The organism is Pseudonocardia alni (assembly GCF_002813375.1).
Taxonomy (GTDB): Bacteria; Actinomycetota; Actinomycetes; order Mycobacteriales; family Pseudonocardiaceae; genus Pseudonocardia; species Pseudonocardia alni.
In genome coordinates, this window is the sequence record NZ_PHUJ01000003.1 from 3,654,543 (window position 1) to 3,666,592 (window position 12,050).

The 12,050-nt window shown below is 73.9% G+C and carries 10 protein-coding genes, 1 tRNA gene, 1 other RNA gene and 2 pseudogenes; 7 read left to right on the plus strand and 7 right to left on the minus strand.

The genetic code is table 11. The features are described 5' to 3' along the window. Positions 1–8 precede the first annotated feature (8 nt). The 5 genes and pseudogenes from ATL51_RS18125 to ATL51_RS18145 all read right to left on the minus strand — a co-directional run bounded on the left by ATL51_RS18125 (position 9) and on the right by ATL51_RS18145 (position 3,887). Positions 9–938 carry an MBL fold metallo-hydrolase gene (locus tag ATL51_RS18125; protein ID WP_100880787.1) on the minus strand — a complete coding sequence of 310 codons (930 nt, stop codon included), beginning with the start codon at positions 936–938 and terminating at the stop codon, positions 9–11. Continuing rightward, the gene (locus ATL51_RS18130) at positions 935–2,050 is read right to left on the minus strand and encodes an amidohydrolase family protein (RefSeq protein WP_100879311.1); all 1,116 of its coding nucleotides are present in this window, start codon (positions 2,048–2,050) and stop codon (positions 935–937) included. The genes ATL51_RS18125 and ATL51_RS18130 overlap by 4 nt, the downstream gene beginning before the upstream one ends. 22 nt (positions 2,051–2,072) lie before the next feature. Next, positions 2,073–2,906 (minus strand): annotated as a pseudogene (locus tag ATL51_RS18135) (LysR family transcriptional regulator); the annotation flags it as partial. Positions 2,907–3,388: 482 nt separating this feature from the next. After that, positions 3,389–3,631 (minus strand): hypothetical protein, encoded by a 243-nt coding sequence (locus tag ATL51_RS29085; protein WP_208623022.1) that lies wholly within the window; start codon positions 3,629–3,631, stop codon positions 3,389–3,391. A 168-nt stretch (positions 3,632–3,799) separates the two neighbouring features. After that, positions 3,800–3,887, minus strand: a tRNA-Ser gene (locus ATL51_RS18145). Positions 3,888–3,967: 80 nt separating this feature from the next. Here ATL51_RS18145 and ffs point away from each other — a divergent pair. From ffs to ATL51_RS29995, 3 genes and pseudogenes are all read left to right on the plus strand, one after another. Continuing rightward, positions 3,968–4,062: signal recognition particle sRNA small type (ffs, locus tag ATL51_RS18150), an RNA gene on the plus strand. A 51-nt stretch (positions 4,063–4,113) separates the two neighbouring features. Beyond that, positions 4,114–5,730: pseudogene (locus ATL51_RS29990) on the plus strand (DNA polymerase III subunit gamma and tau); the annotation flags it as partial. Positions 5,731–6,096: 366 nt separating this feature from the next. Continuing rightward, positions 6,097–6,741, plus strand: coding sequence for a hypothetical protein (locus tag ATL51_RS29995; RefSeq protein WP_435827765.1), 645 nt, complete (start codon positions 6,097–6,099; stop codon positions 6,739–6,741). A gap of 38 nt (positions 6,742–6,779) precedes the next feature. Here the strand turns inward: ATL51_RS29995 and ATL51_RS18160 are convergent, their stop codons facing one another. Beyond that, positions 6,780–7,583, minus strand: coding sequence for an N-acetylmuramoyl-L-alanine amidase (locus ATL51_RS18160; RefSeq protein WP_322789685.1), 804 nt, complete (start codon positions 7,581–7,583; stop codon positions 6,780–6,782). Positions 7,584–7,710: 127 nt separating this feature from the next. Here ATL51_RS18160 and ATL51_RS18165 point away from each other — a divergent pair, with 127 nt between their 5' ends. Both ATL51_RS18165 and recR read left to right on the plus strand, forming a co-directional pair. Then, entirely contained in the window at positions 7,711–8,025 is a 315-nt protein-coding gene (locus tag ATL51_RS18165; protein WP_100879312.1) for a YbaB/EbfC family nucleoid-associated protein, read from the plus strand. A 1-nt stretch (position 8,026) separates the two neighbouring features. Next, positions 8,027–8,644 carry a recombination mediator RecR gene (gene recR / locus ATL51_RS18170; protein ID WP_062399547.1) on the plus strand — a complete coding sequence of 206 codons (618 nt, stop codon included), beginning with the start codon at positions 8,027–8,029 and terminating at the stop codon, positions 8,642–8,644. 244 nt (positions 8,645–8,888) lie between these two features. Here recR and ATL51_RS18175 read toward each other — a convergent pair whose 3' ends face one another. Next, positions 8,889–9,092 carry a hypothetical protein gene (locus ATL51_RS18175; protein WP_157818420.1) on the minus strand — a complete coding sequence of 68 codons (204 nt, stop codon included), beginning with the start codon at positions 9,090–9,092 and terminating at the stop codon, positions 8,889–8,891. Between the two features lie 246 nt (positions 9,093–9,338). On the opposite strand from ATL51_RS18175, the gene ATL51_RS18180 reads away from it, so the two are divergent. Continuing rightward, positions 9,339–10,259 (plus strand): helix-turn-helix domain-containing protein, encoded by a 921-nt coding sequence (locus ATL51_RS18180; RefSeq protein ID WP_157818421.1) that lies wholly within the window; start codon positions 9,339–9,341, stop codon positions 10,257–10,259. Positions 10,260–10,388: 129 nt separating this feature from the next. Beyond that, a complete protein-coding gene (locus ATL51_RS18185; RefSeq protein ID WP_073575755.1) occupies positions 10,389–12,026 on the plus strand; it encodes an ABC transporter substrate-binding protein in 1,638 nt (545 codons plus the stop codon). Positions 12,027–12,050 lie beyond the last annotated feature (24 nt).

Genomic DNA, 12,050 nt, shown 5'->3' on the forward strand with positions numbered 1-12,050 from the left:
TCTCCTCCTCAGGCGAAACAGCGGATGGGGCCGCCGTGGAACGCCGTCATGTCCTCCCACACGGCGCCCAGGTCGAGCCGGGTGCCGGGCGGGTCGCCGTCGAGCTCGCTGTAGGCGCGGTACAGGTTGCCGACGAGTCGCTCGGCCTCCTGCCAGTCCCGGTAGGGGTCGTCGGCGACGGCACGTGCGGCCTCCAGCGGGGGAGTTCCCGCGGCGTGACCCTCCCTCGCGACGGCATCGACGAAGCGGGCGTAGCCCTCCAGATCGTCCAGCAGGCGGCCGACCTCGGCTCCACGGCACACCGGGCCGTGCCCCGGTACGAGCACCTCGGCGTCGAGTGCACGGAGCTCCTCGAGTGCACGGAGGTACCCGGCGACGCTGCCCTCGACGAGGAAGGGCTGGCCACCGGCGAACGCGATGTCACCGGCGAAGACGACGCCGTCCTCGGGGAGCCGGACGACGATGTCCCCACGGGTGTGGGCCGGTCCGACCGGTATCAGCTGCACCGGCCGGTCACCGAGGTGCAGGGTCATCGGGCCCGCGAACGTGACGTCGGGCGGGCGGATCTCCTGCCGCCCGTAGTCCGGGCCGGGTAGCAGCCGGGCGGCGACGAGCCCCGCGGCCAGGAGGTCCTCGCGGCAGTGCTCGTGGGCGAGGATCGGGGTGTCCGCTCCCAGAAGCCAGTTGCCGAAGGTGTGGTCCCCGTGGTGGTGGGTGTTGACCAGCGCGTGCGGGCGGCCCGGTGCCACCTCCGCGACCGCGGACAGCAGCGCTCGGTTCCGGGTCTCCGTCGAGGTCGTGTCGACCAGCAGCGGACGATTCGGCGTGCCCAGCACGACACCGGTGTTGTTGATCATCCAGCTGCCGTCGGGCTGCACGTAGGCGAAGACTCCGGCCGCGACCTCGACCAGGTCCGCCCGCTCGATCGCGCGGCTCATCGGCCAACGGCCCTGCGATGCTCGGCGAAGACCGGTTCGAGCGCGTCCCAGGCACCGGGTGGTGTGCCCGGGAGCGTCCCGCCGCCGTCCGCGATGCGGGCGAGGAGGGCGTCGACCGCTGCGTCCGCCCGACGACCGAGGTCCACCGTGTCGAGATCGACGAGCACGCCGTCCCGCTTGACCACCCGGCCGTCGACCAGCACGGTCCGGACGTCCGCGACCGTCGTCTGGAACACGAGACTCCCGTAGGGGTCCGTCCGCGGGTGCTGCTCGAGTGCGTCTCCGCCGACGAGCACGAGATCCGCCCGCTTGCCGGGGGTGAGCGAGCCGATGCGGTCCCCGAGCCCCATCGCCTCGGCCGCGTTCACGGTGGTCCACCGCAGCGCGTCGGACGCCGGTGTGGTGACGACGTCGGGCATGCGGCCGGACAGGTTCAGCGCGTGCGTGGCGTCCCACCGGTCGAAGCCCAGGCCGAACCGCATCTGGTGCCAGAGGTCGCCGCTGTTGAGGCTCGTGACGTCCGCGGACAGGGTCGGGGCCAGGCCGTGACGCCGGCAGGCCTCGAACACCGGCCGTCCCATACCCATGTTGAGCTCGGTCTCGACCGAGATCGACACCTTGCCGCCGGACCGCACGAGCGCGGCCCACTCCTCGCCGGTGAGTGCGTTGCAGTGCACATGGACGATGTCCGGGCCCAGGACACCTGCGGCGTCGAGCTCGAGGACCCCACCGGTGATCGAGCTGCCCCACACGCATCCGGTGTGGTTGACGAGCAGGGCGCCGTACTCGCGGGCGACGGCGAACTCGTCGAGGGTCGCCTGCCAGGGCACTCCGAAGACCTCGTTCAGCGAGACGCCGAGGGAGAGCAGGCCGTCGCCGTCGCGGAACCAGGTGTCGGCCAGCCGTCGGAAGTCCCGGAGACGGTCCGCGTGGGTCCCGAACCGGGAGCCCCCCGGCGAGCTCTCGAAGAATCCGTGGCAGTGGGCTGCCCGGATGTGCGCGTCGCGCAGGCCCTGCACCGCCGCGTCCGAGTGGTCGGGGGTGTTGTTGGTGTGCGAGAAGTCGAGCAGCGTGGTGTATCGGATCGGCCGTAATCCCCGGGCCCCGGGCACCGGCGGTGGCCTCCGCGGCCGCCCGGACCGCCCGGATCACCGGGCGGTCGTCGTGCCCGCCGGTGGCCACGGCGACGTCGACGGGCGCTCCCTCCAGCGGCACGAAGGCCACCTCCGGATGGCTGCAGTAGCGGACCGCCACCGCCCCGTGCAGGCCGATCCGCCCGGACGTCGCGACGGCGGTCGGGATCGCGGCCGGTCGGCGGATCACCTGCCCTGTCCGCCCGCCCTGCCGGCCCGCCGCCGCCCACTCGGCGAGCCGGGGGTCCGCTCCGGCCATCGGGAGCCACGGCAGATCCGCCACATCGGCCTCCACGAGCCGGTCCGCGTCGGCCAACGGCGACGTGCGGGGGACCACCGCCACCCGTGGCGTACTCAGCACCGGCTGCATCACCAGGCCGTCGAGGCCACCCAGATGGTGCACCAGCCCGACGTCCACGTCGCCGCTCCGTACGGCGTCGTACTGGTCCATCAGATCGAGCTCCTCGTACTCGATGCGGACCCCCGGTGCCGCGGCGGCGATGCCCGAGACGAGCGTCCGCCATCGGTGCGCGACACCGAACCCGAGTACCCCGACCCGCAGCACCTGCCCGTCGGCCTCCACGCCGCGAACGGCTTCGACCAGGCTGTCGAACGAGGCCAGGGTCGTGCGGGCGTGCGCGATGACGCGGGCCCCGGCCGGCGTCACCGACACCCGGCGCGTCGTGCGGTCGAACAGCCGGACACCGAGCTCCCGTTCGAGCCGCCGGATCCGTCGTCCGAAATGCCCCTCGGCGACATAGTGCCGCGCCGCGGACCGTCCGAAGTGCAGCTCCTCGGAGAGCGTCACCACGTAGCGCAGGACATCGACGTCCATCGCCCACCTCACTCCACGACGGCAGGATCCAGGGACCGGGTATCCGGGACACCGCGCGGCCGGGCGGGACGACGGCTCTCGACCGGCGGCGCGGCCGGCCCCCAGCAGGTCCTCCGATGCCGGTCCGTCGTCGACCCTAGACCCGGATCGACCGCCGGCGAGCTCCGAGCGGACGCCTGGTGCCCGCAGGTGCCCCTGCAGCCGATGAGCGGAGCACACGAGCGCGGAGGGCCTGCGTGCCGTGACGAGGCTGATGAGCAGCAGGCACAGGACCAGGATGTACACCGCGAATGCCCAGCCGGGCGGGACCCCGCTGCGCAGCGTCAGGAGCGTGAACGCAGCTCCGAGGCCGACCAGGACGTGGAACACCAGGTTCTCGGAGCCGGCGGTCGCGCCAGGTCTTCCGGACGGTGGGGGAGTGCCGCTGCCGTGTCGGCGCCGACCGCGAAGACCATCGCGGTGGGAGCCGCGTCGAAGCCGGATCAGACGACGAGCGCCGCCCCGGCGATCGCCGCACGGAGGAGGTCGAACGGACCGATCGCCGAGTGGCTGTGCCGGGTCACGACAGCCGGGACGACGACGATGAGCGGGCCGAGTCCTGCCGCCGGTGTCAGTACGACGGGGAGGCCGACTCCCGCGGAGAGCTGCGCGAAGAAGGCGATCAGCGGTGCCGCCGTCCACAGGCCGAGTGCGGCGCTGAGGAGGACCCGGTTCGGATCGAGCACCGCCTTCCCACCTCGCAGCGCCTCGACGTCCCGTCCGCCGCCGGGCCGTCGCAGGGTGCGCAGGGATGCCGGACCTCGTCGCCTCGCCCGTCCACCGCGGAGACCGGGGCCGGGAACGACGAACGCCGGGCCACCCGCGAGGGTGTGCCCGGCGTTCCGCCTTCCTGCTGGCGGAGGATAGGGGATTTGAACCCCTGAGGGATTGCTCCCAACACGCTTTCCAAGCGTGCGCCCTAGGCCACTAGGCGAATCCTCCGCGAAAGAGGTTACGCGACGCCCTCGGTGATCCGACGCGGCCCCCTCGCCGCCCGACGGCGCCGTCCGTGGCACACTGTCCGTGGACCCCGTGCGGCGTCCATCCTGTGAACTCCCCCAGGGCCGGAAGGCAGCAAGGGTCAACAGGCTCTGGCGGGTGCGCGGGGTCCCCTTCTGTCTCCGAGCGGGTCCCCGGAGTGTCGGACCCCCTGGGTAGCCTTCCCCTCGTGGCTCTGGCTCTGTACCGCAAGTACCGCCCGGCCAAGCTGGCCGACGTCGTGGGGCAGGAGCACGTCACCGAGCCCCTGGCCACCGCCCTCACCGCGGGGCGGATCAACCACGCGTATCTGTTCTCGGGGCCGCGGGGCTGCGGCAAGACGTCCTCGGCGCGCATCCTGGCGCGCTCGCTGAACTGCGAGCAGGGGCCGACCCCGGATCCCTGCGGCGTCTGCAACTCGTGCATCGCGCTCGCCCCCGAGGGGTCGGGCAGCATCGACGTCGTCGAGCTCGACGCGGCGTCGCACGGTGGTGTCGAGGACGCGCGCGAGCTGCGTGACCGGGCGTTCTACGCGCCCGCCGAGTCGCGCTACCGCGTGTTCGTCGTCGACGAGGCGCACATGGTCACCACCCAGGGCTTCAACGCGCTGCTCAAGATCGTCGAGGAGCCCCCGGAGCACCTGGTTTTCGTGTTCGCGACGACGGAGCCGGAGAAGGTGCTCCCGACGATCCGGTCGCGGACCCACCACTACCCGTTCCGGCTGATCCCGCCCGGCACGATGCGCGCGCTGCTGGAGAAGATCTGCGGCGAGGAGCAGGTGACCGTCGCGCCGCCGGTGTTCCCGCTGGTCATCCGGGCGGGGGGCGGCTCGGCCCGGGACACGCTGTCGGTGCTGGACCAGCTGCTCGCCGGCGCCGGGCCGCAGGGTGTGACCTACGAGCGCGCGGTCGCGCTGCTCGGGGTGACCGACTCCGGCCTGATCGACGACACCGTCGACGCGCTCGCCGCGGCCGACGGCGCGGCCGTCTACGGCGCGGTGGACCGGCTCGTCGAGGCCGGGCACGACCCCCGTCGCTTCGCCTCGGACCTGCTGCAGCGCTTCCGCGACCTGATGCTCGTGCAGGCCGTGCCGGACGCCGCCGAGCAGGGACTGGTCGACGGCGCCGCGGACGAGCTGTCCCGGATGGCCGACCAGGCCGCCCGGCTCGGCCCGGCCACCCTCACCCGCTACGGCGAGATCCTGCACCAGGGTCTGATCGAGATGCGCGGGGCGACCGCCCCGCGGCTGCTGCTGGAGCTGCTGGTCTCGCGGATGCTGCTCCCGGCGGCCACGACCTCCGACGGCGGGCTGCTCGAACGCCTGGAGCGCATCGAGCGGCGCAACGCGATCGCGCCGGGCCCCGCCGGCCCGGCCGACGACGGCGGAGCCGCCAAGCGGTTCGTCCGGCCCAGCGAGCGCCCGGCCACCCCGGAGCCGACCGGCGGCGCACCGTCGCGTTCCGCGGAACGCGAGGCAGGGGCGCCGACGGCCGTGCCCGCCCCGGCACCGCCGCGGCCGGCCGGGCCCGTCCCGTCACCCACCGCCCCGGCACCCGCCGTCCCGGAGCCGGCGGGGACCGGACCGGAGGCGGGCGCGGCGCGTTCCGCGGAACGCAACGACGGCCGGGCCACGGCCACCGCTGCCGCCCCGGCCGCAGCCCCCGGCGCGCACCAGAGCGACGGCCCCCATGACCGGGGCGGCGACGCCCACGACCGGGGCGGCGACGCCCACGACCGGGGCGGTGAGCCCTCCGGTCGTGGCCCCGCGTCCGCGGATGCCGGGAACCGTCCGGCGGGCGCCACGGCGCCCCACGCCGAGGCCGCGACCGGACCACGCGGGCCGGGCGGCGCCGCGACGGAGGCGGCGTCCTCGGGCAGGCCCGCTGCTCCCTCCGCCGGTGCGGAGTCCGGCGCGGAGCGTTCCGCGGAACGCGCCCCGGCGACCGCCGGCCCGGCCCCGGTGGACGGCCCGGCTGCCGACCGACCTGCTGCCGAGGGCCCGGATACGGACGGCCCGGCCGCAGAGGGTCGGCCGGCGGACGGTCGCCGGGCGGACGGGCCGGGAGCGGGCGGGGCCGAGGAGCCCGCCGCGCAGGAGGCCGCAGCCCGTCGCCCCGCCCCGCCCCGCGACGGCGCCCCCGCCGACGCCGTACCGCCGGAGTCGGCGCAGCCGGTGTCGTCGGCGTCCTCGCTGGACGCGACGGCGGTCCGCCGGGTCTGGCCGGAGATCCTCGCCGCTGTCCGTCAGCGCAGCCGCAGCACCGAGGCGCTGCTGGTCAACGCCACCGTCCGGGCGGTCGACGGCGACACCCTGGTCCTCGCGATCGGCGCCCCGCCGCTGGCCCGGCGGCTGTCCGAGGCGCGCAACACCGACGTGATCGCCGATGCGCTGCGCGCCGTCCTCGGGGTCCAGTGGCGGGTCCACTGCGACACCGGGGAGGCCGCGACCGCGCGTCGCGCCGCCACACCGGAACGCGCGCAGCGGGCGGTGCCGCAGCGCCCCTCCCAGCGCGACGCCCCGCAGCGCGAGCAGGGCGGGCGGCCCACCCGCGGTCCCGCGGGGGACTCCGACGTCCCGCTGCCGCCGGAGCCGCCGCCGGAGGACGCACCGCCGGACCCTCGTGATGCCGGACCGCAGGGGGGCGACGGTCCGGGCGCACGACCCGCCCCGGTACGGAACCAGGCCGCCGAGGAGGAGGACATGCTCGCCGAGGCCGCGGCCGAGGCGGCGTCGCCGGGCGCCCGTCGCGACCCCGAGGCCGCCGCGCTGGAGATCCTCACCTCGCACCTGGGGGCCCGGGCGATCGACCCGCGCTGACCCCCGGCCCGGACGGGTCGTGGCCGCGGCACAGGTGCTCAGCCGCGCAGCTGTGCCAGCACCGCGGCGGCCACCGCCGCCGCGATCCGGTCCCGCCCGGCGGGGTCGGTGAGCACGGCGGCGTCGTCGGCGTTGCGCATGTTGCCCGCCTCCACCAGCGCGGTCGGCACGGTCGAGGTGTTCAGGCCGGCCAGGTCCTCGCGGCCGTCGAGCCCGTCGCGGCCGGTGTAACCGGCCGACGCGAACCCGGCCGAGCGCAGCGCGTCCCGCAGCCCGGTGGCCAGGCGCAGCGACGCCGATCCGGTCCCGTGCACCGTGGGCTCCGCGTAGGCGACGTGGAACCCGGCGGCCGAGGCCGCCGCGCCGTCCGCGTGCAGCGACACGGCCAGCGCCGCACCGGCCCGGCCGCCCGCCGCGCCGCGGGCGTCGACGCAGGGGCCGACGCCGTCGTCGTCGGGCCGGGTGAGCACCACCCGCACACCGGCGGCCTCCAGCCGGGACCGCACCCGCCCGGCCAGGTCCCAGGTGAAGGTGTGCTCGGCGTAGCCGGCGTTCGTGGATGTGCCGGTCGTGTTGCACGGTTTGGTCCCGCCGCGCCCGTCGGGGACCGGCCGGTTCACCGCGGCCGGGGCCGCGGCGTTGCCGCCGTTGTGCCCGGGGTCGAGCAGCACGACGGGGGCGGGGACCGGCGCCGGGGTGGTGGGCAGCGAACGGGTCGTCGCGGCGGGTACCGGGGTCGCGTCGACCGAGGGCGGAGCCGGCGCCGCTGCGCCGCAGCCGGCGCACAGCAGCGCGACGACGGCCGGGAGGACGGCTGTGGCGGAACGGATCAGGGCGCGCACGGTCGGTCAGCCTGACACGTCTACCCTGGGAGAAGGACACGTCCGCGCCGGTCGCGCCGGGGAAGCCCCCGATCGCGCGAGCCGGACCCGACAGCGAGGGGTACGCGTGCAACCCGGTCAGCCCGACATGCAGATGATCCTGCAGCAGGCCCAGAAGATGCAGCAGCAGCTCCAGCAGGCCCAGGCCGAGCTCGCGACCGCCGAGGTCACCGGCCAGGCCGGGAACGGGCTGGTCGAGGTCACCGTCACCGCGGGCCTGGAGCCGCGCTCGGTGCGGATCGACCCGAAGGTCGTGGATCCCGGCGACGTCGAGACCCTGCAGGACCTCGTCGCCGGCGCGCTCGCCGACGCGGTCCGCCGTGCGCAGGAGCTGCAGCAGGAGAAGATGGGTCCGCTCGCCGGCGGTCTCGACATGGGCGGCCTGGGCCTCCCGGGCGCCTGAGGTGTTCGAAGGACCGGTCCAGGACCTGATCGACGAGCTGGGGCGCCTGCCCGGGGTCGGTCCGAAGAGCGCCCAGCGCATCGCGTTCCACCTGCTCGCCGCGGACCCGGCCGACATCAACCGGCTCCAGGAAGTCCTGCAGACGGTCAAGCAGGGCGTCGCGTTCTGCGACGTGTGCGGCAACGTCGCGTCGGACACCCGCTGCCGCTACTGCTCCGACGCACGACGCGACCCGACGCTGGTGTGCGTGGTCGAGGAGCCCAAGGACGTCCTGGCCGTCGAGCGGACCCGGGAGTTCAAGGGGCGCTACCACGTGCTCGGCGGCGCGCTCGACCCGCTGGCCGGGATCGGCCCGGACACGCTGCGGATCCGCGAGCTGCTCGCCCGCCTCGGCGGCACCGGTCCGGCGACCGACGAGACCGAGATCTCCGAGGTCATCATCGCGACCGACCCCAACACCGAGGGCGAGGCGACCGCGACCTACCTGGTCCGGCTGCTGCGCGACTTCCCGGGCCTGAGCGTCACGCGGCTCGCGTCCGGCCTGCCGATGGGCGGCGACCTGGAGTTCGCCGACGAGATGACGCTCGGCCGCGCGCTCGCCGGCCGGCGGGCCCTCTAGCCCCCGGACACGGAACGGGCCGGCCCGTCCCGGGCGTGTCGTCCCGGTCGTGGCCGGCCACCCGGCGCAGCAACCCCCCGCCGCTGCGCCGTCCTTCCTGGTGGGTCCCGAAAGCGGCGTCAGCCGTATCGACACTCCTTCGGTGAGCCTCAGTCGGTATCGATACGACGTCGGCCGAGCCTCAGTCGGTATCGATACTCCTTCGGCCGAGCCTCAGTCGGTATCGATACTCCTTCGGCGAGCCTCAGTCGGTGTCCTCGTCGCCCCACGCGTCCACGTGGTGCGGCCGGCCGTGGAGCTGGCGCTGCCTGCGCTCCCACTCCCGGCGTCGCTGCTCGGCGATCCGGCGCCACGCCTCGCTCTGGCGCCGGTCGGTCACCCCGATCACGATCGCCGAGACGACCAGCATGGCCAGCCCGGCCAGGGCCACCGCCACCAGCGCGATCACGGCGACCACCGCCCGGTACGGGCGCTGTGGTGCGTGCCTGTGTGCGGCACCTGCGTCCTGCGGATCATGTCAATCTCCCTTCGTGTGTCGCGGTCGGTCCGTGGTCCCCGGTTGACACGGCCGGTGTGGCCGCCGTCACGTCCGGGTGATTCCAGGATGCACGACGACACGTCGCCGTGCAATTGCAGGCACAGGGAATTGCACAGAACTGTAGATTGCACGGCGGGGCCACGGAGGGGGCGCGAGGTGGAGCAGGAGCCGACCGGCGCGCGACGACGGCTGGGTGCCGAACTGCGCAGGCTGCGCGTCAACGCCGGTCTGAAGCTGGAGGACGCCGCGGGCGGCGTGGGCTGCTCGACGTCGAAGATCAGCAGGCTGGAGAACGGCAAGGGGGTGCCGCGCCCGGCCGACGTCGCCGCGCTGGTCGAGGTCTACGGCGGGGTCGCCGGGGTCGAGGCGGAGATGCTCGAGCGGCTCGTCACCGAGAGCCGCACCCGCGGCTGGTGGGAGCCGTTCACCGAGGGCCTGCGCAGCGACCCGCACTTCCTGCCGTCGCCAGGGCGCTACGCCGCCGCCGAGTCCGACGCGACCGCCGTCGCCGCGTTCGATTTGACCGTGTTGCACGGGCTGCTCCAGACGCCCGCCTACGCACACGCCGCGCTGCGTGCCCGGCTCCCGGGGCGTGCGGACTGGGAGATCGACCAGCTCGTGCGGCTGCGCGGACGTCGCCACGAGGCGCTCACCGCGACGCCGCCGCTGGTGTTCGACGCCGTCGTCGACGAGGCCGTGCTCGCCCGCGCGACCGGCGGCCCCGCGGTGATGGCCGAGCAGCTCGACCGGCTGCTCACGCTGTCGGGCCTGTCCGACGTGACGCTGCGCGTGCTCCCGTTCGGCGCCGGACCGCAGCGGGCGCACGCCGGCCGCTTCGCGATCCTGACCGTCCCCGACGAGCTCGGCCCCGACGTCGTCCACACCGAGGGGCACGCGGGGGAGTCGTTCCTGGAGTCGCCCGCCGACCTGCGCACCTACCGCGAGGTCTTCGACGAGGTCCGGGCCGCCGCGCTCGACGAGGACGCCTCGCGGGCCGCGGTGTCGGGCCACCGGGACGCGCACCGGTCGGCCGTCGACGACGGTCCGGACGAACGGGACGTGCGTACCAGTTCGTAGCACTATCGTGACGCAAGGGTCTACCGGTTGGTAACGGACCGCTATAGGTTTCCCCGTCATCAGGGGTCCTCGCGCACACATCGGGAGGACACCTCTGCCGACGAGGGGACCGGAATGCGCAGACGGTGGATGACGGCGGTCATGGCGGGCGTGCTCGCAGTGGGCATGACCGCCTGCGCGAGCTCGGAGCGCGGAGCGGGTGGTGACGCCGCCGGGGGGACGTTCGTGTTCGGCGCCGCCGGCGCGCCGAAGAACTTCGACCCGATCTTCAACGACGACGGCGAGAGCTTCCGCCCGGCCCGGCAGATGTTCGACACGCTGATCACCTATAAGCCCGGGACCACCGAACTCGAGCCCGGCCTGGCCACCGAGTGGACGTCCACGCCGGACGGCAAGACCTGGACGTTCACCCTCCGCGAGGGCGTCACGTTCCACGACGGCACGCCGCTCGACGCGACGGCGGTCTGTGCGAACTTCGACCGCTGGTTCAACATGGCCGGCGCCGCGGCGCAGAGCCAGATGATCTACTACGGCGACGTCTTCGAGGGCTTCGCCAAGAACGAGGGCGACGCCTCGGGTGCCCCGCTGTACAAGTCCTGCACGGCGCAGAGCCCGAACACCGCCGTCCTGGCGCTGAACAAGTTCAAGGGCGCGTTCCCGGCCGCCTTCGGCCTCACGTCGTTCTCGATCTCCAGCCCGGCGGCGCTCGAGCAGTACGACGCCGACGCCGTCACCCAGAGTGGTGACTCCTTCACCTACCCCGCCTATGCGAACGAGCACCCGACGGGCACCGGGCCGTTCAAGTTCGAGAGCTTCGACAAGGCGAACAACACGATCACCCTGGTCCGCAACGACCAGTACTGGGGCGAGAAGGCGAAGCTCGACCGGCTCATCTTCAAGATCATTCCCGACGAGAACGCCCGCAAGCAGGAGCTGGCCGCCGGCACCATCGACGGCTACGACTACCCGTCCCCGGCGGACTACCAGACCCTGAAGGACCAGGGTGACCAGGTGCTGATCCGCCAGCCGTTCTCGCTGCTCTACATGGGCATCAACACCAAGAACAACCCGAAGCTCAAGGACCTGCGGGTCCGCCAGGCGCTCGCGTACGCCATCGACCGCGAGTCGCTGGTCCGCACCAAGATGCCCGAGGGCTCCGCGGTCGCTAAGGAGTTCGTGCCGCCGACCGTCGCGGGCTACGCCGACGACGTCACCCAGTACCCGTACGACCCGGAGAAGGCCAAGCAGCTGCTCGCCGAGGCCGGCGCGCAGAACCTGACGCTGAACTTCTACTACCCGACCGAGATCACCCGGCCCTACATGCCGAACCCGGCGGACCTGTTCTCGGCGATGTCGGCGAACCTGAAGGCCGTCGGCATCACGGTCAACCCGGTCGCGCGGCCGTGGAACGGCGGCTACAAGGACGACGTCCAGAAGGCGGGCAAGCACGACCTGCACATGCTCGGCTGGACCGGCGACTACAACGACGCCGGCAACTTCGTCGGCACGTTCTTCGGCCGGGAGAAGGCCGAGTTCGGGCCGCAGGACCCGGCGATGTTCGCCGAGCTGGCCAAGGCCGACTCCATCCCGGACCCGGCCGGTCACGCCGCCGCGTACCAGCAGGCGAACAAGGACATCATGGCCAAGTACCTGCCGGCCGTGCCGATCCTGACCACCGGCCCGGCGATCGTCGTCGGACCGGACGTGCAGGGCGTGATCCCGTCGCCGCTGACCGACGAGCGCTTCGTCTCCGTCAGCAAGAACTGACCGTGCCCCGGGCGCCGCGGAGAC

Excerpts from the sequence above, each read along its gene's own strand:
- ATL51_RS18185 (WP_073575755.1), top strand. The coding sequence starts at position 10,389 with ATGACGGCGGTCATGGCGGGCGTGCTCGCAGTGGGCATGACCGCCTGC.
- ATL51_RS18165 (WP_100879312.1), top strand. The coding sequence starts at position 7,711 with ATGCAGATGATCCTGCAGCAGGCCCAGAAGATGCAGCAGCAGCTCCAG.
- ATL51_RS18125 (WP_100880787.1), bottom strand. The coding sequence starts at position 938 with ATGAGCCGCGCGATCGAGCGGGCGGACCTGGTCGAGGTCGCGGCCGGA.